18 protein-coding genes and 1 pseudogene are annotated in these 20133 nt (G+C 51.5%); 17 read left to right on the forward strand and 2 right to left on the reverse strand.

The window, feature by feature from the left end; genetic code table 11:
- The first annotated feature begins 13 nt into the window (after positions 1-13).
- From fadI to yfcO, 10 genes and pseudogenes are all read left to right on the forward strand, one after another.
- Positions 14-1324 (forward strand): acetyl-CoA C-acyltransferase FadI, encoded by a 1311-nt coding sequence (fadI, locus tag KXD89_RS06840; RefSeq protein WP_000531952.1) that lies wholly within the window; start codon positions 14-16, stop codon positions 1322-1324.
- Positions 1324-3468, forward strand: coding sequence for a fatty acid oxidation complex subunit alpha FadJ (gene fadJ, locus KXD89_RS06845; RefSeq protein WP_000426176.1), 2145 nt, complete (start codon positions 1324-1326; stop codon positions 3466-3468). Before fadI ends, fadJ begins: the two co-directional genes overlap by 1 nt.
- Positions 3469-3670: 202 nt before the next feature.
- Positions 3671-4156, forward strand: coding sequence for a phosphohistidine phosphatase SixA (gene sixA, locus KXD89_RS06850; protein ID WP_001195819.1), 486 nt, complete (start codon positions 3671-3673; stop codon positions 4154-4156).
- Positions 4157-4836: 680 nt separating this feature from the next.
- On the forward strand, positions 4837-5400 hold the full coding sequence (locus KXD89_RS06855; protein ID WP_000033316.1) for a fimbrial protein: 564 nt from the start codon (positions 4837-4839) through the stop codon (positions 5398-5400).
- A gap of 81 nt (positions 5401-5481) precedes the next feature.
- Positions 5482-8127: pseudogene (gene yfcU / locus KXD89_RS06860) on the forward strand (fimbrial usher protein YfcU).
- Positions 8128-8146: 19 nt separating this feature from the next.
- A complete protein-coding gene (locus tag KXD89_RS06865) occupies positions 8147-8899 on the forward strand; it encodes a fimbria/pilus periplasmic chaperone (protein WP_001281606.1) in 753 nt (250 codons plus the stop codon).
- Positions 8899-9411, forward strand: coding sequence for a fimbrial protein (locus KXD89_RS06870; protein WP_001311011.1), 513 nt, complete (start codon positions 8899-8901; stop codon positions 9409-9411). Before KXD89_RS06865 ends, KXD89_RS06870 begins: the two co-directional genes overlap by 1 nt.
- Positions 9408-9896 carry a fimbrial protein gene (locus KXD89_RS06875; RefSeq protein WP_001232541.1) on the forward strand — a complete coding sequence of 163 codons (489 nt, stop codon included), beginning with the start codon at positions 9408-9410 and terminating at the stop codon, positions 9894-9896. Before KXD89_RS06870 ends, KXD89_RS06875 begins: the two co-directional genes overlap by 4 nt.
- Complete coding sequence (locus KXD89_RS06880; RefSeq protein ID WP_001043398.1) at positions 9893-10432, forward strand: fimbrial protein; 540 nt, start codon at positions 9893-9895, stop codon at positions 10430-10432. Before KXD89_RS06875 ends, KXD89_RS06880 begins: the two co-directional genes overlap by 4 nt.
- 1 nt (position 10433) lies before the next feature.
- Positions 10434-11255, forward strand: a complete 822-nt coding sequence (gene yfcO / locus KXD89_RS06885) for a fimbrial adhesin YfcO (RefSeq protein ID WP_072647328.1) — start codon at positions 10434-10436, stop codon at positions 11253-11255.
- A 70-nt stretch (positions 11256-11325) separates the two neighbouring features.
- Here yfcO and smrB read toward each other — a convergent pair whose 3' ends face one another.
- Positions 11326-11877 carry an endonuclease SmrB gene (gene smrB / locus KXD89_RS06890; protein ID WP_000730806.1) on the reverse strand — a complete coding sequence of 184 codons (552 nt, stop codon included), beginning with the start codon at positions 11875-11877 and terminating at the stop codon, positions 11326-11328.
- A 165-nt stretch (positions 11878-12042) separates the two neighbouring features.
- Between smrB and prmB the strand changes: the two genes are divergently transcribed.
- From prmB to KXD89_RS06920, 6 genes are read left to right on the forward strand one after another with little or no spacing between them, the layout of a single operon-like run.
- A complete protein-coding gene (gene prmB, locus KXD89_RS06895; protein ID WP_001300582.1) occupies positions 12043-12975 on the forward strand; it encodes a 50S ribosomal protein L3 N(5)-glutamine methyltransferase in 933 nt (310 codons plus the stop codon).
- Positions 12976-13009: 34 nt separating this feature from the next.
- Entirely contained in the window at positions 13010-14095 is a 1086-nt protein-coding gene (gene aroC, locus KXD89_RS06900; protein WP_001333535.1) for a chorismate synthase, read from the forward strand.
- Between the two features lie 3 nt (positions 14096-14098).
- On the forward strand, positions 14099-14923 hold the full coding sequence (gene mepA, locus KXD89_RS06905; protein WP_001043825.1) for a penicillin-insensitive murein endopeptidase: 825 nt from the start codon (positions 14099-14101) through the stop codon (positions 14921-14923).
- Positions 14923-15732 (forward strand): sulfite exporter TauE/SafE family protein, encoded by an 810-nt coding sequence (locus KXD89_RS06910; protein WP_000447361.1) that lies wholly within the window; start codon positions 14923-14925, stop codon positions 15730-15732. The genes mepA and KXD89_RS06910 overlap by 1 nt, the downstream gene beginning before the upstream one ends.
- Positions 15732-16280, forward strand: coding sequence for an elongation factor P hydroxylase (gene epmC / locus KXD89_RS06915; protein ID WP_001089222.1), 549 nt, complete (start codon positions 15732-15734; stop codon positions 16278-16280). Before KXD89_RS06910 ends, epmC begins: the two co-directional genes overlap by 1 nt.
- A gap of 33 nt (positions 16281-16313) precedes the next feature.
- A complete protein-coding gene (locus KXD89_RS06920) occupies positions 16314-16592 on the forward strand; it encodes a YfcL family protein (protein WP_000559764.1) in 279 nt (92 codons plus the stop codon).
- Positions 16593-16712: 120 nt separating this feature from the next.
- Here KXD89_RS06920 and mnmC read toward each other — a convergent pair whose 3' ends face one another.
- A complete protein-coding gene (gene mnmC / locus KXD89_RS06925; protein WP_000683799.1) occupies positions 16713-18719 on the reverse strand; it encodes a bifunctional tRNA (5-methylaminomethyl-2-thiouridine)(34)-methyltransferase MnmD/FAD-dependent 5-carboxymethylaminomethyl-2-thiouridine(34) oxidoreductase MnmC in 2007 nt (668 codons plus the stop codon).
- Positions 18720-18877: 158 nt separating this feature from the next.
- Here mnmC and fabB point away from each other — a divergent pair, with 158 nt between their 5' ends.
- Complete coding sequence (gene fabB, locus KXD89_RS06930; protein WP_000817178.1) at positions 18878-20098, forward strand: beta-ketoacyl-ACP synthase I; 1221 nt, start codon at positions 18878-18880, stop codon at positions 20096-20098.
- Positions 20099-20133: the final 35 nt, after the last annotated feature.

The following is a 20133-nucleotide window of genomic DNA, read 5'->3' on the forward strand; positions in this document are numbered from 1 at the left end:
ACAGGGGAGTGTTATGGGTCAGGTTTTACCGCTGGTTACCCGCCAGGGCGATCGTATCGCCATTGTTAGCGGTTTACGTACGCCTTTTGCCCGTCAGGCGACGGCTTTTCATGGCATTCCCGCGGTTGATTTAGGGAAGATGGTGGTAGGCGAACTGCTGGCACGCAGCGAGATCCCCGCCGAAGTGATTGAACAACTGGTCTTTGGTCAGGTCGTACAAATGCCTGAAGCCCCCAACATTGCGCGTGAAATTGTTCTCGGTACGGGAATGAATGTACATACCGATGCTTACAGCGTCAGCCGCGCTTGCGCTACCAGTTTCCAGGCAGTTGCAAACGTCGCAGAAAGCCTGATGGCGGGAACTATTCGAGCGGGGATTGCCGGTGGGGCAGATTCCTCTTCGGTATTGCCAATTGGCGTCAGTAAAAAACTGGCGCGCGTGCTGGTTGATGTCAACAAAGCTCGTACCATGAGCCAGCGACTGAAACTCTTCTCTCGCCTGCGTTTGCGCGACTTAATGCCCGTACCACCTGCGGTAGCAGAATATTCTACCGGCTTGCGGATGGGCGACACCGCAGAGCAAATGGCGAAAACCTACGGCATCACCCGAGAACAGCAAGATGCATTAGCGCACCGTTCGCATCAGCGTGCCGCTCAGGCATGGTCAGACGGAAAACTCAAAGAAGAGGTGATGACTGCCTTTATCCCTCCTTATAAACAACCGCTTGTCGAAGACAACAATATTCGCGGTAATTCCTCGCTTGCCGATTACGCAAAGCTGCGCCCGGCGTTTGATCGCAAACACGGAACGGTAACGGCGGCAAACAGTACGCCGCTGACCGATGGCGCGGCAGCGGTGATCCTGATGACTGAATCCCGGGCGAAAGAATTAGGGCTGGTGCCGCTGGGGTATCTGCGCAGCTACGCATTTACTGCGATTGATGTCTGGCAGGACATGTTGCTCGGTCCAGCCTGGTCAACACCGCTGGCGCTGGAGCGTGCCGGTTTGACGATGAGCGATCTGACATTGATCGATATGCACGAAGCCTTTGCAGCTCAGACGCTGGCGAATATTCAGTTGCTGGGTAGTGAACGTTTTGCTCGTGAAGCACTGGGGCGTGCACATGCCACTGGCGAAGTGGACGATAGCAAATTTAACGTGCTTGGCGGTTCGATTGCTTACGGGCATCCCTTCGCGGCGACCGGCGCGCGGATGATTACCCAGACATTGCATGAACTTCGCCGTCGCGGCGGTGGATTTGGTTTAGTTACCGCCTGTGCTGCCGGTGGGCTTGGCGCGGCAATGGTTCTGGAGGCGGAATAATGGAAATGACATCAGCGTTTACCCTTAATGTTCGTCTGGACAACATTGCCGTTATCACCATCGACGTACCGGGTGAGAAAATGAATACCCTGAAGGCGGAGTTTGCCTCGCAGGTGCGCGCCATTATTAAGCAACTCCGTGAAAACAAAGAGTTGCGAGGCGTGGTGTTTGTCTCCGCTAAACCGGACAACTTCATTGCTGGCGCAGACATCAACATGATCGGCAACTGCAAAACGGCGCAAGAAGCGGAAGCTCTGGCGCGGCAGGGCCAACAGTTGATGGCGGAGATTCATGCTTTGCCCATTCAGGTTATCGCGGCTATTCATGGCGCTTGCCTGGGTGGTGGGCTGGAGTTGGCGCTGGCGTGCCACGGTCGCGTTTGTACTGACGATCCTAAAACGGTGCTCGGTTTGCCTGAAGTACAACTTGGATTGTTACCCGGTTCAGGCGGCACCCAGCGTTTACCGCGTCTGATAGGCGTCAGCACAGCATTAGAGATGATCCTCACCGGAAAACAACTTCGGGCGAAACAGGCATTAAAGCTGGGGCTGGTGGATGACGTTGTTCCGCACTCCATTCTGCTGGAAGCCGCTGTTGAGCTGGCAAAGAAGGAGCGCCCATCTTCCCGCCCTCTACCTGTACGCGAGCGTATTCTGGCGGGGCCGTTAGGTCGTGCGCTGCTGTTCAAAATGGTCGGCAAGAAAACAGAACACAAAACTCAAGGCAATTATCCGGCGACAGAACGCATCCTGGAGGTTGTTGAAACGGGATTAGCGCAGGGCACCAGCAGCGGTTATGACGCCGAAGCTCGGGCGTTTGGCGAACTGGCGATGACGCCACAATCGCAGGCGCTGCGTAGTATCTTTTTTGCCAGTACGGACGTGAAGAAAGATCCCGGCAGTGATGCGCCGCCTGCGCCATTAAACAGCGTGGGGATTTTAGGTGGTGGCTTGATGGGCGGCGGTATTGCTTATGTCACTGCTTGTAAAGCGGGGATTCCGGTCAGAATTAAAGATATCAACCCGCAGGGCATAAATCATGCGCTGAAGTACAGTTGGGATCAGCTGGAGGGCAAAGTTCGCCGTCGTCATCTCAAAGCCAGCGAACGTGACAAACAGCTGGCATTAATCTCCGGAACGACGGACTATCGCGGCTTTGCCCATCGCGATCTGATTATTGAAGCGGTGTTTGAAAATCTCGAATTGAAACAACAGATGGTGGCGGAAGTTGAGCAAAATTGCGCCGCTCATACCATCTTTGCTTCGAATACGTCATCTTTACCGATTGGTGATATCGCCGCTCACGCCACGCGACCTGAGCAAGTTATCGGCCTGCATTTCTTCAGTCCGGTGGAAAAAATGCCGCTGGTGGAGATTATTCCTCATGCGGGGACATCGGCGCAAACCATCGCTACCACAGTAAAACTGGCGAAAAAACAGGGTAAAACGCCAATTGTCGTGCGTGACAAAGCCGGTTTTTACGTCAATCGCATCTTAGCGCCTTACATTAATGAAGCTATCCGCATGTTGACCCAAGGTGAACGGGTAGAGCACATTGATGCCGCGCTAGTGAAATTTGGTTTTCCGGTAGGCCCAATCCAACTTTTGGATGAGGTAGGAATCGACACCGGGACTAAAATTATTCCTGTACTGGAAGCCGCTTATGGAGAACGTTTTAGCGCGCCTGCAAATGTTGTTTCTTCAATTTTGAACGACGATCGCAAAGGCAGAAAAAATGGCCGGGGTTTCTATCTTTATGGTCAGAAAGGGCGTAAAAGCAAAAAACAGGTCGATCCCGCCATTTACCCGCTGATTGGCACACAAGGGCAGGGGCGAATCTCCGCACCGCAGGTTGCTGAACGGTGTGTGATGTTGATGCTGAATGAAGCAGTACGTTGTGTTGATGAGCAGGTTATCCGTAGCGTGCGTGACGGGGATATTGGCGCGGTATTTGGCATTGGTTTTCCGCCATTTCTCGGTGGACCGTTCCGCTATATCGATTCTCTCGGCGCGGGCGAAGTGGTTGCAATAATGCAACGACTTGCCACGCAGTATGGTTCCCGTTTTACCCCTTGCGAGCGTTTGGTCGAGATGGGCGCGCGTGGGGAAAGTTTTTGGAAAACAACTGCAACTGACCTGCAATAAGAAGGTCAAAGCTATATGAATCCGCGCTGAATGGCGGAGTGTTGGTCAAAATGTAAACGCATATTGACTATACTTACGCCATTGAGGTAAAAAACAGCGTTTCATTCGGTGAATGGATAAGGCACAATGCCGGCCACCGTTTTCTTTCTCTGGTTTCAGATGAAAGAAAACGGGCGAATCTGGTTAACAAAAGCGGTGCAATATGCAAGTTTTTATCATGCGTCACGGCGACGCAGCCCTCGATGCCGCCAGTGATTCCGTTCGTCCTCTGACCACTAATGGTTGTGACGAATCTCGCCTGATGGCGAACTGGCTGAAAGGTCAAAAAGTGGAAATCGAACGCGTTCTGGTGAGCCCGTTCCTGCGAGCCGAGCAAACACTGGAAGAAGTAGGGGATTGTCTGAACCTGCCTTCCAGTGCAGAAGTTCTGCCGGAGTTAACGCCCTGCGGCGATGTTGGTCTGGTCAGTGCCTATTTGCAGGCGTTGACCAATGAAGGTGTTGCTTCGGTACTGGTGATCTCTCACTTACCGTTAGTCGGGTATCTGGTTGCCGAGTTATGTCCGGGCGAAACGCCGCCTATGTTTACCACCTCGGCCATTGCCAGCGTAACGCTTGATGAAAGCGGAAACGGCACATTCAACTGGCAGATGAGCCCGTGTAATCTGAAGATGGCAAAAGCTATCTGATGAGTTCCAAATTATGCCCAATGAGGTAGATTCATTGGGCATAATTGCTCATCAGGCAGCGGATATCTGTCAACCTCACTACTATCGAAGACTCTCCCCATCTATAAATAAAACACCTTTAACTTTCATTCGGAAAGTATTCTTCTGCGCGTATCTTGATTTTGCCCAAAGTTACATGTTGAAATGAATAATGTCTGTTTGACACTCATTATCATTTATTAATACAGATAATGGAGAAAATAGAGTTGAATAATCAGGCAGGACGTAATTGAAACTTGATTAAATTCTGGCTATAGTGTTTATATATTATATCGACAAAAGCGGGTTAATGCCAATCGCATTATATGTTCATTGTTTGTTTTTTAAGCTATTGGCATTCATTGTTGATATGCTTCCTGTTTTTTCTAAATATATATTTCGTGTTTTTTTAGAAGATCCTTAAGATAATCTTTCCCCTATCAATATATTAATTAAATCTACATTTACTCATTAGTAAAATTAAATTGAATCAGGGGAGTGAAAACATCACTATTCGACCCCACACCAACGAATACATTTTTTACGACCTGTTTTTTTGGATCGCATGCCGTATTCAATGGCTGGGTATAAACATTGGCTATTGACTGAATCAATGTATTGCAATGTTTATATTTTAATTATTTATAGTTTAAGGACAAATAATGAGTAAGTTTGTTAAAACAGCTATTGCTGCGGCAATGGTGATGGGCGCGTTCACCTCTACGGCAACAATCGCTGCGGGTAACAACGGTACTGCACGTTTTTACGGCACCATTGAAGACTCAGTGTGTTCTATCGTTCCGGACGATCACAAACTGGAAGTTGATATGGGTGATATCGGTGCCGAAAAACTGAAAAATAACGGCACCACCACGCCGAAAAATTTCCAGATTCGCCTGCAAGATTGCGTATTTGATACTCAGGAAACAATGACCACTACCTTTACTGGTACCGTTTCTTCTGCAAATAGCGGCAATTATTACACCATTTTCAATACCGATACCGGTGCGGCATTTAACAATGTTAGCCTGGCGATCGGTGACTCTCTGGGTACCTCTTACAAAAGCGGCATGGGTATTGACCAGAAAATCGTGAAAGATACTGCCACTAATAAAGGCAAAGCGAAGCAGACTCTGAACTTTAAAGCCTGGCTGGTCGGCGCAGCTGATGCGCCAGATCTGGGTAATTTCGAAGCAAATACCACCTTCCAGATTACTTACCTGTAAGGCATACCCCCATAGCGACACTGCTATGGGGTATTTAAATGGATTTTGACCGAACAAGAATAAAAACGGATAAAAACGTGTATGCCTGACCATTCTCTTTTTCGATTACGGATTCTTCCGTGGTGCATTGCGCTGGCAATGTCAGGGAGTTATAGCAGTGTCTGGGCTGAAGACGACATTCAGTTTGATTCCCGTTTTCTGGAATTAAAAGGCGACACAAAAATTGATCTGAAGCGTTTTTCCAGCCAGGGGTATGTTGAGCCCGGAAAATACAATTTACAGGTTCAACTAAATAAACAGCCATTGGCGGAAGAGTACGATATTTACTGGTATGCTGGTGAAGATGACGTTAGCAAAAGCTATGCTTGTCTGACACCGGAACTGGTGGCGCAGTTTGGTTTAAAAGAAGACGTGGCGAAAAATCTGCAATGGAGCCACGATGGTAAATGCCTGAAGCCCGGTCAACTGGAAGGCGTGGAAATTAAGGCTGATTTAAGCCAGTCCGCATTAGTCATTTCACTACCGCAGGCTTACCTCGAATATACCTGGCCCGACTGGGATCCACCTTCTCGTTGGGATGATGGCATCTCCGGGATCATTGCGGACTACAGCATCACTGCGCAAACACGACACGAAGAAAATGGCGGCGATGACAGTAACGAGATCAGCGGCAACGGGACGGTCGGGGTTAACCTGGGGCCATGGCGTATGCGCGCTGACTGGCAGACCAACTATCAACATACGCGCAGTAATGATGATGACGATGAATTTGGCGGCGATGACACACAAAAAAAATGGGAGTGGAGTCGCTATTATGCCTGGCGGGCGTTACCGTCATTAAAAGCCAAACTGGCGCTGGGCGAAGATTACCTCAATTCCGATATTTTCGACGGTTTTAATTATGTTGGTGGCAGTGTCAGCACTGACGATCAAATGTTGCCTCCCAATCTGCGCGGCTACGCGCCAGACATTTCCGGCGTGGCACACACCACAGCAAAAGTGACCGTCAGCCAGATGGGGCGTGTGATTTACGAAACGCAGGTTCCGGCTGGACCGTTTCGTATTCAGGATCTTGGTGATTCCGTCTCCGGTACGTTGCATATTCGCATTGAAGAACAGAACGGCCAGGTGCAGGAATATGACATCAGCACCGCCTCGATGCCATACCTCACTCGCCCAGGCCAGGTTCGCTATAAGATCATGATGGGACGTCCGCAAGAGTGGGGCCACCATGTCGAGGGGGGATTTTTCTCTGGTGCTGAAGCCTCCTGGGGCATCGCTAACGGCTGGTCGTTATATGGCGGTGCGCTGGGTGATGAAAACTATCAGTCTGCGGCGCTGGGCGTCGGTCGCGATTTGTCTACCTTCGGCGCGGTCGCGTTTGATGTTACTCATTCGCATACCAAACTGGATAAAGACACCGCTTATGGCAAAGGTTCGCTGGACGGTAACTCCTTCCGTGTGAGTTATTCCAAAGACTTTGACCAGCTCAACAGCCGCGTCACTTTCGCTGGATATCGCTTCTCGGAAGAGAACTTTATGACCATGAGCGAGTATCTGGATGCCAGTGACAGCGAAATGGTCCGTACGGGCAACGACAAAGAGATGTACACCGCCACTTATAACCAGAACTTCCGCGATGCGGGTGTTTCGGTTTATCTCAACTATACCCGCCATACCTACTGGGATCGTGAGGAGCAGACAAACTACAACATCATGCTCTCCCACTATTTCAATATGGGCAGCATTCGTAATATGAGCGTTTCCCTGACTGGCTACCGCTACGAGTATGACAACCGGGCGGATAAGGGCATGTAGATTTCGCTCAGTATGCCGTGGGGCGACAACAGTACCGTTAGCTATAACGGCAACTATGGCAGTGGGACGGACAGCAGCCAGGTCGGTTATTTTAGCCGTGTCGATGACGCGACTCACTATCAGTTGAACATCGGCACCAGTGACAAACACACCAGCGTTGATGGCTACTACAGCCATGATGGTTCGCTGGCGCAGGTTGACCTCAGTGCGAACTACCATGAAGGGCAATACACCTCTGCGGGCTTGTCGTTACAGGGCGGCGCAACGCTTACTACCCACGGCGGCGCACTTCACCGTACCCAGAATATGGGCGGGACACGCCTGCTGATTGATGCCGATGGCGTTGCCGATGTTCCGGTGGAAGGTAACGGGGCTGCTGTTTATACCAATATGTTTGGTAAAGCCGTCGTTTCTGACGTTAACAATTATTATCGCAATCAGGCGTATATCGACCTCAACAAATTGCCGGAAAACGCCGAAGCAACCCAGTCGGTGGTGCAAGCCACGCTAACTGAAGGAGCCATTGGCTACCGCAAATTTGCCGTCATCAGTGGTCAAAAAGCGATGGCGGTGCTGCGTTTACAAGATGGCAGCCATCCACCGTTTGGCGCAGAAGTAAAAAATGATAACGAGCAGACAGTGGGCCTTGTCGATGATGACGGTAGTGTCTATCTGGCTGGGGTGAAACCTGGCGAACATATGAGTGTGTTCTGGAGTGGTGTTGCGCATTGCGATATCAACCTGCCGGACCCGCTGCCTGCCGATCTGTTTAACGGCTTGTTACTGCCATGCCAGCATAAAGGCAACGTCGCGCCGGTTGTTCCTGATGACATAAAGCCTGTCATTCAGGAGCAGACGCAACAGGTGACACCCACCGATCCCCCTGTTTCTGTTTCAGCTAACCAATAACGTGATTAAGGAATGATCCATGTCTGATTTACTTTGCTCTGCCAAATTGGGTGCTATGACGCTGGCGTTACTGCTTAGCGCTACCAGTTTGTCTGCCCTGGCGTCTGTAACGCCAGATCGTACCCGTTTGATATTTAATGAAAGCGACAAATCAATCAGCGTGACGCTGCGTAATAACGATCCGAAACTCCCTTATCTGGCTCAAAGCTGGATTGAAGATGAAAAGGGTAACAAGATCACCTCGCCGTTAACTGTGCTGCCGCCAGTGCAACGCATCGATTCAATGATGAACGGGCAGGTAAAAGTGCAGGGAATGCCGGATATCAACAAATTGCCAGCCGATCGTGAAAGCATGTTCTACTTTAACGTGCGCGAGATCCCGCCAAAATCAAACAAACCCAATACCCTGCAAATCGCGCTGCAAACGCGTATCAAGTTGTTCTGGCGACCAAAGGCGCTGGAAAAGGTCAGTATGAAAAGTCCGTGGCAGCACAAGGTGACGCTCACCCGCAGCGGTCAGGCATTTACCGTCAATAACCCAACGCCGTACTACGTGATTATCAGCAACGCCAGTGCGCAGAAAAACGGTAATCCAGCTGCAGGGTTCTCGCCTCTGGTCATTGAGCCGAAAACCACGGTACCGCTGAATGTGAAAATGGATAGCGTACCGGTGCTGACTTACGTCAACGACTTTGGCGCACGGATGCCGCTGTTCTTCCAGTGCAATGGCAACAGCTGCCAGGTGGATGAAGAGCAGAGCCGCAAAGGCTGATGACGGGGGGAGTTATGAGTCAAAAGTTTGTAGTGGGCGCAGGGCTGCTGGTATGCAGTGTCTGTAGTTTATCTGCTATGGCTGGTAGTAAACCCGTGGATTTAATTCTGCGCGTGTTGGTCGATGCTCCGCCACCCTGTTCAATCAAGGGCAGCCAGGTAGAGTTCGGCAATATGATTGCTGATAACGTTGATGGCACCAATTATCGGCAAGATGCGAAATACACGTTGAACTGCACAAACAGTCTTGCTAACGACTTGCGGATGCAACTTAAGGGCAATACCTCAACGATTAACGGCGAAACGGTACTCAGTACCAATATCACCGGGCTGGGCATTCGGATAGAAAATAGCGCCGATAACTCATTGTTTGCCGTCGGTGAAAATAGCTGGACGCCATTTAATATCAATAACCAGCCACAGTTGAAGGCTGTACCTGTGAAGGCAAGCGGGGCGCAACTTGCTGCGGGCGAGTTTAACGCCAGTTTGACCATGGTGGTGGACTATCAATGAGAAAGACTTTCTTAACCCTGCTTTGTGTCAGTAGCGCCATAGCTCATGCTGCTGATGAAGACATCACCTTTCACGGGACATTATTGTCACCGCCAACCTGTAGCATCAGCGGTGGTAAAACCATTGAAGTCGAATTTCGCGATCTCATTATCGACGACATCAACGGCAACTATGGTCGTAAAGAGGTGCCATATGAACTCACTTGTGACTCGACGACCCGTCATCCAGATTGGGAGATGACCCTCACCTGGACTGGTACACAAACCAGTTTTAATGATGCAGCAATTGAAACTGATGTACCCGGTTTTGGTATCGAGCTTCAGCACGATGGTCAGCGTTTTAAACTCAATACTCCGCTTGCTATCAACGCCACTGATTTTACGCAAAAGCCGAAGCTGGAGGCCGTACCGGTAAAAGCGAGTGATGCTGTGTTAAGCGATACGAATTTTTCGGCTTACGCAACATTACGGGTGGATTATCAATGAATAAATCAATGATTCAGTCCGGTGGTTACGTCCTGTTAGCGGGGCTGATATTGGCAATGAGTAGCACGTTATTCGCGGCAGATAATAATCTGCATTTCTCCGGTAATTTATTAAGTAAATCCTGTGCGCTGGTGGTGGATGGCCAATATCTGGCAGAGGTGCGCTTTCCCACGGTCAGTCGTCAGGATTTGAACGTTGCAGGCCAGTCCGCTCGTGTACCCGTAGTCTTTAAGCTGAAAGATTGCAAAGGGCCGGCGGGATACAACGTAAAAGTCACGCTCACGGGGGTAGAAGACAGCGAACAACCCGGTTTTCTGGCACTGGATACGTCATCAACCGCTCAGGGAGTGGGAATTGGCATGGAAAAAACCGACGGAATGCAGGTTGCCATCAACAATACAAATGGGGCGACCTTTGCGCTAACCAATGGCAATAACGATATCAATTTCAGAGCCTGGCTACAGGCGAAAAGCGGCCGTGATGTGACGATCGGTGAATTTACCGCCTCTTTAACTGCGACATTTGAGTATATTTAAAATGAAAATACTACGATGGTTGTTCGCTCTGGTCATGCTTATTGCTACTACAGAAGCTATGGCTGCCGGGCATAGCGTTGACGTTTACTACGGTTACAACGGTGATTCGCGTAATATTGCGACTTTTAATTTAAAAATAATGATGCCATCCGCAGTGTACGTTGGTGAATATAAAAGTAGTCAATGGCTCATGACTGGGGAAATATTGCAAAATGTGAGCTGGAGTGGTCCTCCTCCTGCCCCTTCGGTTAAGCTGATTGGCTACCATCAAAATATCAACAAAGCAAGTTGTCATGGATTACCGTCTGGGTGGAACTGCGGGTATTATACATTTGAGGTTATTGTCTCTGCAGAGATTGAATCTTACTTTTCTTGTCCATGGTTGGTTATTATGAATGACTCTGAAGCCTCTCCAGGGGGCGTGACGTATCAGGGGCCTGATAGTCACGACACGATTTGTCCATCCGTTTCTGTTCAACCTTATGACGTTTCATGGAATGAGAATTATGTCAGTAAGTCAAAACTGCTCACCCTGCAGTCGACGGGCGGTGTGGTTGAGAAAACGCTTTCAACGTATTTGATGAAAGATGGGAAGTTGTGCGACAGTACGCAGATGAATGAAACAGGTGGTTACTGCCGCTGGGTTGCACAGATGATAACTTTTACCGCGTCGGGATGTGACAAGGCGGAAGTCTCGGTCACGCCAAATCGACACCCTATAACGGACAAACAGTTACACGATATGGTCGTGCGTGTTGATACCAGCAGTATGCAGCCAATCGATTCTACTTGCCGGTTCCAGTACATACTGAATGAGTTGTAGCCCTTAGATACACCAGGCAGGGGCATTCGCCCCTGCCATTACCCGTACCTGGCGCAACGCGCTCAACTCCTCAGGGCAACTCCGGCGGCAGCCACTCTTCGACTTCAATCAACACCAACAACGCCGCATCACCGCCATACTCTTTTGGTGCCTGATGAAAGGCCATCACATGCGGATGTTGTGCCAGCCACAGCGGTGTTTGTTGCTTCAAAATATGCTTCCCGTGCCCATGCATCACGCAGGCGCAAAACACATGTTCACGGCGGCAGGCGGCAATCAACGCCCCCAGTTCCTGCTTGGCCTGCAGCTGCGTCAGACCGTGTAAATCCAAAAACAACTCCGGCGAATAATCGCCACGGCGCAGTTTCTTCGCCTCAAAATGGCTGACATCCGGGCGAACATATTTCACCGGACCTTCGGTATTTAATAACGGCTGAAACTCATCGGAGAAATAATGGCTGGCATCAGCCTGCTCCTGGATCAAGCGTTTCACCGGCACTTCGCTGATTTTTTTACGCTGCGGTCGGTGGACAATCGTGTCCTGCTTAATCTTGCGAGTCCCCGCCATCAACTGGCGAAACAGAGCCTGGTCCTCCTCGCTAAGTGTTGTTTTCTTTTTCATTTATCTGTCTCTATTTCTAATTTTCCTACAGTTTACCCGACTCGTAGCGCAATCGATCGTTTTAAACGTATTTTTCCTCACTCACCGCGCGTGAATGCTGATTTATCGTCATCTTCATGGCAAACTAGCCGCCGAAATTATTGCGATCATGCCCTGGAGGAATACGTGGATAAAATTTTCGTTGATGAAGCAGTAAATGAGCTGCAAACCATTCAGGACATGTTGCGCTGGTCGGTGAGCCGCTTCAGCGCGGCAAATATCTGGTACGGTCACGGTACCGATAACCCGTGGGATGAAGCCGTACAGCTGGTGTTGCCTTCGCTCTACCTGCCGCTGGATATTCCGGAAGATATGCGCACCGCGCGTCTGACCTCCAGCGAAAAACACCGTATTGTTGAACGCGTGATCCGCCGCGTCAATGAACGCATTCCGGTGGCTTACCTGACCAACAAAGCGTGGTTCTGCGGCCATGAATTTTACGTCGATGAACGCGTGCTGGTGCCGCGCTCGCCGATTGGTGAACTGATCAACAATAAATTTGCCGGACTTATCAGCAAGCAACCGCAGCATATTTTAGATATGTGTACTGGTAGCGGCTGCATCGCCATTGCCTGTGCTTATGCCTTCCCGGATGCAGAAGTCGACGCGGTGGATATCTCTCCAGACGCGCTGGCGGTTGCTGAACAGAACATCGAAGAACACGGTCTGATCCACAACGTCATTCCGATTCGTTCCGATCTGTTCCGCGACTTGCCGAAAGTGCAGTACGACCTGATTGTCACTAACCCGCCGTATGTCGATGCGGAAGATATGTCCGACCTGCCAAACGAATACCGCCACGAGCCGGAACTGGGCCTGGCATCTGGCACTGACGGCCTGAAACTGACGCGTCGCATTCTCGGTAACGCGGCAGATTACCTTGCTGATGATGGCGTGTTGATTTGTGAAGTCGGCAACAGCATGGTACATCTTATGGAACAATATCCGGATGTTCCGTTCACCTGGCTGGAGTTTGATAACGGCGGCGATGGTGTGTTTATGCTCACCAAAGAGCAGCTTATTGCCGCACGAGAACATTTCGCGATTTATAAAGATTAAGTAAACACGCAAACACAACAATAACGGAGCCGTGATGGCTGGAAACACAATTGGACAACTCTTTCGCGTAACCACCTTCGGCGAATCGCACGGGCTGGCGCTCGGCTGCATCGTCGATGGTGTTCCGCCAGGCATTCCGCTGACGGAAGCGGACCTGCAACATGACCTCGACCGTCGTCGCCCTGGGACATCGCGCTATACCACCCAGCGCCGCGAGCCGGATCAGGTCAAAATTCTCTCCGGTGTTTTTGAAGGCGTTACTACCGGCACCAGCATTGGCTTGTTGATCGAAAACACTGACCAGCGCTCTCAGGATTACAGTGCGATTAAGGACGTTTTCCGTCCAGGCCATGCCGATTACACCTACGAACAAAAATACGGTCTGCGCGATTATCGCGGCGGTGGACGTTCTTCCGCCCGCGAAACCGCCATGCGCGTGGCGGCAGGAGCTATTGCCAAAAAATATCTCGCCGAGAAATTTGGTATTGAAATCCGTGGCTGCCTGACCCAGATGGGCGACATTCCGCTGGATATCAAAGACTGGTCGCAGGTCGAGCAAAATCCGTTTTTTTGCCCGGACCCCGACAAAATCGACGCGTTAGACGAGTTGATGCGTGCGCTGAAAAAAGAGGGCGACTCCATCGGCGCTAAAGTCACCGTTGTTGCCAGTGGCGTTCCTGCCGGACTTGGCGAGCCGGTCTTTGACCGCCTGGATGCTGACATCGCCCATGCGCTGATGAGCATCAACGCGGTGAAAGGCGTGGAAATTGGCGACGGCTTTGACGTGGTGGCGCTGCGCGGCAGCCAGAACCGCGATGAAATCACCAAAGACGGTTTCCAGAGCAACCATGCGGGCGGCATTCTCGGCGGTATCAGCAGCGGGCAGCAAATCATTGCCCATATGGCGCTGAAACCGACCTCCAGCATTACCGTGCCGGGTCGTACCATTAACCGCTTTGGCGAAGAAGTTGAGATGATCACCAAAGGCCGTCACGATCCCTGTGTCGGGATCCGCGCAGTGCCGATCGCAGAAGCGATGCTGGCGATCGTTTTAATGGATCACCTGTTACGGCAACGGGCGCAAAATGCCGATGTGAAGACTGATATTCCACGCTGGTAAAAAATGAATAAAACCGCGATTGCGCTGCTGGCTCTGCTTGCCAGTAGCGCCAGCCTGGCAGCGACGCCGTGGCAAAAAATAACCCAACCTGTGCCGGGTAGCGCACAATCGATAGGCAGTTTTTCTAATGGCTGTATTGTCGGCGCTGACACGCTGCCGATACAGTCCGAACATTATCAGGTCATGCGTACCGATCAGCGTCGCTATTTCGGTCACCCGGATCTGGTGATGTTTATCCAGCGTCTGAGTAGCCAGGTGAGCAATCTGGGCATGGGTACGGTGCTGATTGGCGATATGGGGATGCCCGCTGGTGGGCGTTTCAACGGCGGTCATGCCAGCCACCAGACCGGACTGGATGTCGATATCTTTCTGCAACTGCCGAAAACTCGCTGGACCTCCGCGCAGCTCTTGCGCCCGCAAGCACTGGACTTAGTTTCCCGCGACGGTAAACACGTTGTCTCCACGCTGTGGAAGCCAGAAATTTTCAGCTTGATCAAACTCGCCGCCCAGGACAAAGACGTCACGCGCATTTTTGTTAATCCGGCGATTAAACAACAACTTTGCCTTGATGCGGGCACCGATCGCGACTGGTTGCGCAAAGTGCGACCCTGGTTCCAGCATCGCGCGCATATGCATGTACGATTACGTTGCCCTGCCGATAGTCTGGAGTGTGAAGATCAACCTTTACCGCCATCAGGCGATGGTTGCGGGGCAGAACTGCAAAGCTGGTTTGAACCTCCAAAACCGGGAACAACAAAGCCTGAGAAGAAGACACCGCCTCCGTTGCCGCCTTCCTGCCAGGCGCTACTGGATGAGCACGTGATCTAATGGAAACGTTTAATAGCCTGTTTATGGTTTCCCCGCTGTTGCTGGGAGTTCTCTTTTTTGTCGCCATGCTGGCGGGATTTATCGACTCGATTGCCGGTGGCGGTGGGTTACTCACCATTCCGGCATTGATGGCAGCGGGGATGTCTCCCGCTAATGCGCTGGCAACCAATAAACTGCAAGCCTGCGGCGGCTCTATTTCCGCTACTATCTACTTTATTCGCCGCAAAGTGGTTAGTTTAAGCGATCAGAAACTCAATATCGCCATGACCTTTGTCGGCTCAATGAGCGGCGCACTGCTGGTGCAATACGTTCAGGCTGATGTCTTACGGCAGATTTTGCCCATTCTGGTAATTTGTATCGGCCTCTATTTCTTGCTGATGCCAAAGCTAGGTGAAGAAGACCGCCAGCGCCGGATGTACGGTTTACCCTTCGCGTTAATAGCCGGTGGCTGCGTCGGTTTTTATGATGGATTCTTTGGCCCGGCTGCCGGGTCGTTTTACGCGCTGGCCTTCGTTACGCTGTGCGGATTTAACCTCGCCAAAGCCACGGCTCACGCCAAATTACTCAACGCAACGTCAAACATCGGCGGTTTACTGCTGTTTATTCTCGGCGGCAAAGTGATTTGGGCGACGGGCTTTGTCATGCTGGTGGGGCAGTTCCTCGGCGCGCGCATGGGTTCACGACTGGTGTTGAGCAAAGGACAAAAGCTGATCCGCCCGATGATTGTTATCGTCTCGGCGGTGATGAGTGCCAAATTACTTTACGACAGCCACGGACAGGAGATCCTCCACTGGTTGGGGATGAACTAATGAACAGTACACACCACTACGAGCAGTTGATTGAAATTTTTAATAGCTGCTTTGCCGATGATTTTAATACCCGTCTGATTAAAGGCGACGACGAACCGATCTATCTTCCTGCTGATGCGGAAGTACCGTATAACCGAATCGTCTTTGCTCATGGCTTTTATGCCAGCGCAATTCATGAGATTTCGCACTGGTGTATTGCCGGGAAAGCGCGCCGTGAGCTGGTTGATTTCGGCTACTGGTATTGCCCGGACGGACGCGATGCCCAAACGCAAAGCCAGTTTGAAGATGTTGAAGTGAAGCCGCAGGCGCTCGACTGGTTGTTCTGTGTGGCGGCGGGATATCCGTTTAACGTCAGTTGCGACAATCTGGAAGGGGATTTCGAACCGGATCGTGTGGTGTTTCAACGGCGAGTACATGCGCAGGTGATGGATTATCTGACAAATGGCATTCCGGAACGTCCGGCACGCTTCATTAAAGCACTACAAAATTATTATCACACGCCGGAACTTACGGCGGAACAGTTCCCGTGGCCGGAAGCGCTCAACTGAAGCCAGCGCCACGTTTTACAATGAGGAAAGAAGATGATCGCGGAGTTTGAATCACGCATTCTGGCATTAATCGACGGTATGGTTGACCATGCCAGTGATGATGAGTTGTTTGCCAGTGGGTATTTGCGTGGCCACCTGACATTAGCCATCGCAGAACTGGAAAGTGGTGATGACCACTCCGCTCAGGCGGTGCATACGACCGTTAGCCAGAGTCTGGAAAAAGCCATTGGTGCTGGTGAATTGTCGCCGCGTGACCAGGCGCTGGTGACCGATATGTGGGAAAACCTGTTTCAGCAGGCGTCACAGCAGTAAGTTGCGGCGTCTGGAGCAGCATGCCTGATGCGACGCTTATCGCGTCTTATCAGGCCTACACGTCACACGTAGGTCGGATAAGGCGTTCACGCCGCATCCGGCAAACACTGCGAGAGCAGATTACCCCGCCTTAACCGCTTTACCCTTCAACAATTTCCGCACCCATAACCGATTCGGGTTTAACGCCGCCAGCGTACTGGCATCCATCGGAATCGGTTCGTCGCTCATCTGCGCCGCCAGAATCTCGGCACACAGCGGGGCAGAACACAAACCGCGAGAACCTAAAGCCGCAAACATAAAGAGATCGTCAAAAACCGGCGCGCTTACCGCCTCATCTTTCTGCTCCGCCAACGACGCATATTCCACGAGTGTTGCCTCATAATCGGGAACATTGCCTACCATTGGCAGATGATCGCGGGTGGCACAACGCACACCGCAGCGCGCCTCTTTATCACTGACATCAACCTCTTTTGCCCACTGTGCCTGCGGGAAACAATCAATCAACCGCTGGCGATTCTGCTGCTGATCGTCCTCACTGTACGCCGTATCTTCGCTGCCGCGATGATAACTGGCACCAATACAATGATGTTGATTCGCCGGATTTTGTGGCGTGAGATAACCGTCATAGCACAGCACCTGCTTCAGCTCTGCCAATTCCGGCGTTGTCGGAATATGGCTGACCTGCCCGGCAACCGAATACACCGGGAGAGTCGACGTTTGGCTGAATCGGCTGATTTGATGCCCGTTCGCCAGTACCACTACGCTGTGTGTTGCTTGCTGATCTCCTGCAAAATTCAACAACCAACAGTCATCCTTACGGGATAAATTCTGTAACTGATATTGATAATAAATCTGCAAACCCTGCTGTTGCGCCAGTTCCAGCACATTACGGGTCAGTTCTGCTGGGCACAGCCAACCACCTTGCGGATAAGTAATGCCGCTGCAATTTGTCGCAACGCCCGTAATTTGTTCAACCGCATTTGCCTCAACGGCTACAGCCAGTTCTGCGGGTAAATCCATTGACAACATCTGTGCGATTTTATGCTGGCTTTTCTCATCCCAGCCTAACTGCGTGACGCCGCACCAGTCATGATCAAATTTAACGGGTAATTGGTCGTAAAACCGACGAGCAAAAGTAAACGCATTAGAGAAAAAGCGGTTTAGCGCCTCATCGTGTTTGCTTAATAACGGATACAGCGCCCCCTGGCGATTGCCGGAAGCACCCAGTGCGGGGGCCTCATCCGCGCAATAAAGCGTTACCTGCCAGCCGCGCCGTAATAGCGCCAGCGACAACAACGCGCTGGCAATACCACCGCCGATAATCGCCGCTTCCCGTTTGCTGCTGCCCGTGCGGTTAAACCACGGCGCGGAGCAGGGGAGCGGTAATGTCTGTTCCATCACCCCGCAAAGCATTTCCCGTTTGCGCCCAAAGCCCTTACGTTTTTGCATCGTGAATCCGGCGTCCTGCAAACCGCGGCGGACAAAACCGGCAGACGTAAATGTCGCCAGCGTGCCGCCCGGACGCGCCAACCTTGCCATGGCGTTAAACAGATTTTGCGTCCACATATCCGGGTTTTTCGCTGGCGCAAAGCCGTCCAGAAACCAGGCATCTACTTTTTGATTTAGCGAATCGTCCAGTTGGCTGGTCAGTTCGTTAATATCGCCAAACCATAAATCCAGCGTCACGCGGCCTTCATCGAGCAATAAACGATGGCAACCGGGCAAGGGCATTGGCCACTGCGCCTGAAGTTGTTCTGCCCACGGAGCCAGTTCCGGCCAGTGTTGATGCGCTAAGGCTAAATCCGCACGGGTGAGGGGAAATTTCTCAAAACTAATGAAATGTAAGCGTTGTAATTGCGCTTGCGGATGCGCTTCGCGAAACTGATCAAATGCCTGCCATAGCGTCAGGAAGTTTAATCCGGTGCCGAAGCCGCTCTCTGCTACCACAAACAGAGGATGTGGATGCTCAGGAAAGCGTACCTCTAATTGGTTGCCTCCCAGAAAAACATAACGCGTCTCTTCCAGCCCGTTATCGTTGGAAAAATAGACATCGTCAAAATCTCGGGAAACAGGTGTACCCTCAGCATTAAATTCGAGGTTGGCAGGTTGTATGGAGTAGTGTTTCACGTAAGTTACTCGTCTTACAGGCGGTGGCTCGATCTTAGCGATGTGTGTAAGGCTGCGCAAATTTCTCTATTAAATGGCTGATCGGACTTGTTCGGCGTACAAGTGTACGCTATTGTGCATTCGAAACTTACTCTATGTGCGACTTACAGAGGTATTGAATGAAACGTGCAGTGATTACTGGCCTGGGCATTGTTTCCAGCATCGGTAATAACCAGCAGGAAGTCCTGGCATCTCTGCGTGAAGGACGTTCAGGGATCACTTTCTCTCAGGAGCTGAAGGATTCCGGCATGCGTAGCCACGTCTGGGGCAACGTAAAACTGGATACCACTGGCCTCATTGACCGCAAAGTTGTGCGCTTTATGAGCGACGCATCCATTTATGCATTCCTTTCTATGGAGCAGGCAATCGCTGATGCGGGCCTCTCTCCGGAAGCTTACCAGAATAACCCGCGCGTTGGCCTGATTGCAGGTTCCGGCGGCGGCTCCCCGCGTTTCCAGGTGTTCGGCGCTGACGCAATGCGCGGCCCGCGCGGCCTGAAAGCGGTTGGCCCGTATGTGGTCACCAAAGCGATGGCATCCGGCGTTTCTGCCTGCCTCGCCACCCCGTTTAAAATTCATGGCGTTAACTACTCCATCAGCTCCGCGTGTGCGACTTCCGCACACTGTATCGGTAACGCAGTAGAGCAGATCCAACTGGGCAAACAGGACATCGTGTTTGCTGGCGGCGGCGAAGAGCTGTGCTGGGAAATGGCTTGCGAATTCGACGCAATGGGTGCGCTGTCTACTAAATACAACGACACCCCGGAAAAAGCCTCCCGTACTTACGACGCTCACCGTGACGGTTTCGTTATCGCTGGCGGCGGCGGTATGGTAGTGGTTGAAGAGCTGGAACACGCGCTGGCGCGTGGTGCTCACATCTATGCTGAAATCGTTGGCTACGGCGCAACCTCTGATGGTGCAGACATGGTTGCTCCGTCTGGCGAAGGCGCAGTACGCTGCATGAAGATGGCGATGCATGGCGTTGATACCCCAATCGATTACCTGAACTCCCACGGTACTTCGACTCCGGTTGGCGACGTGAAAGAGCTGGCAGCTATCCGTGAAGTGTTCGGCGATAAGAGCCCGGCGATTTCTGCAACCAAAGCCATGACCGGTCACTCTCTGGGCGCTGCTGGCGTACAGGAAGCTATCTACTCTCTGCTGATGCTGGAACACGGCTTTATCGCCCCGAGCATCAACATTGAAGAGCTGGACGAGCAGGCTGCGGGTCTGAACATCGTGACCGAAACGACCGATCGCGAACTGACCACCGTTATGTCTAACAGCTTCGGCTTCGGCGGCACCAACGCCACGCTGGTAATGCGCAAGCTGAAAGATTAATTCGCAGTAGGTCGGAGTAGACGCGCCAGCGTCGC

This window comes from Escherichia sp. TC-EC600-tetX4, assembly GCF_019356055.1.
Classification (GTDB): domain Bacteria; phylum Pseudomonadota; class Gammaproteobacteria; order Enterobacterales; family Enterobacteriaceae.

Bases quoted from the DNA above. Each gene is read 5' to 3' on its own strand.
- KXD89_RS06875 (WP_001232541.1), top strand. From the start codon at position 9,408: ATGAGAAAGACTTTCTTAACCCTGCTTTGTGTCAGTAGCGCCATAGCT.
- smrB (WP_000730806.1), bottom strand. From the start codon at position 11,877: ATGAAAAAGAAAACAACACTTAGCGAGGAGGACCAGGCTCTGTTTCGC.
- fadI (WP_000531952.1), top strand. From the start codon at position 14: ATGGGTCAGGTTTTACCGCTGGTTACCCGCCAGGGCGATCGTATCGCC.
- KXD89_RS06870 (WP_001311011.1), top strand. From the start codon at position 8,899: ATGACGGGGGGAGTTATGAGTCAAAAGTTTGTAGTGGGCGCAGGGCTG.
- KXD89_RS06855 (WP_000033316.1), top strand. From the start codon at position 4,837: ATGAGTAAGTTTGTTAAAACAGCTATTGCTGCGGCAATGGTGATGGGC.
- KXD89_RS06920 (WP_000559764.1), top strand. From the start codon at position 16,314: ATGATCGCGGAGTTTGAATCACGCATTCTGGCATTAATCGACGGTATG.
- aroC (WP_001333535.1), top strand. From the start codon at position 13,010: ATGGCTGGAAACACAATTGGACAACTCTTTCGCGTAACCACCTTCGGC.
- sixA (WP_001195819.1), top strand. From the start codon at position 3,671: ATGCAAGTTTTTATCATGCGTCACGGCGACGCAGCCCTCGATGCCGCC.
- yfcO (WP_072647328.1), top strand. From the start codon at position 10,434: ATGAAAATACTACGATGGTTGTTCGCTCTGGTCATGCTTATTGCTACT.
- fabB (WP_000817178.1), top strand. From the start codon at position 18,878: ATGAAACGTGCAGTGATTACTGGCCTGGGCATTGTTTCCAGCATCGGT.
- mepA (WP_001043825.1), top strand. From the start codon at position 14,099: ATGAATAAAACCGCGATTGCGCTGCTGGCTCTGCTTGCCAGTAGCGCC.
- KXD89_RS06880 (WP_001043398.1), top strand. From the start codon at position 9,893: ATGAATAAATCAATGATTCAGTCCGGTGGTTACGTCCTGTTAGCGGGG.
- KXD89_RS06865 (WP_001281606.1), top strand. From the start codon at position 8,147: ATGTCTGATTTACTTTGCTCTGCCAAATTGGGTGCTATGACGCTGGCG.
- epmC (WP_001089222.1), top strand. From the start codon at position 15,732: ATGAACAGTACACACCACTACGAGCAGTTGATTGAAATTTTTAATAGC.
- fadJ (WP_000426176.1), top strand. From the start codon at position 1,324: ATGGAAATGACATCAGCGTTTACCCTTAATGTTCGTCTGGACAACATT.
- KXD89_RS06910 (WP_000447361.1), top strand. From the start codon at position 14,923: ATGGAAACGTTTAATAGCCTGTTTATGGTTTCCCCGCTGTTGCTGGGA.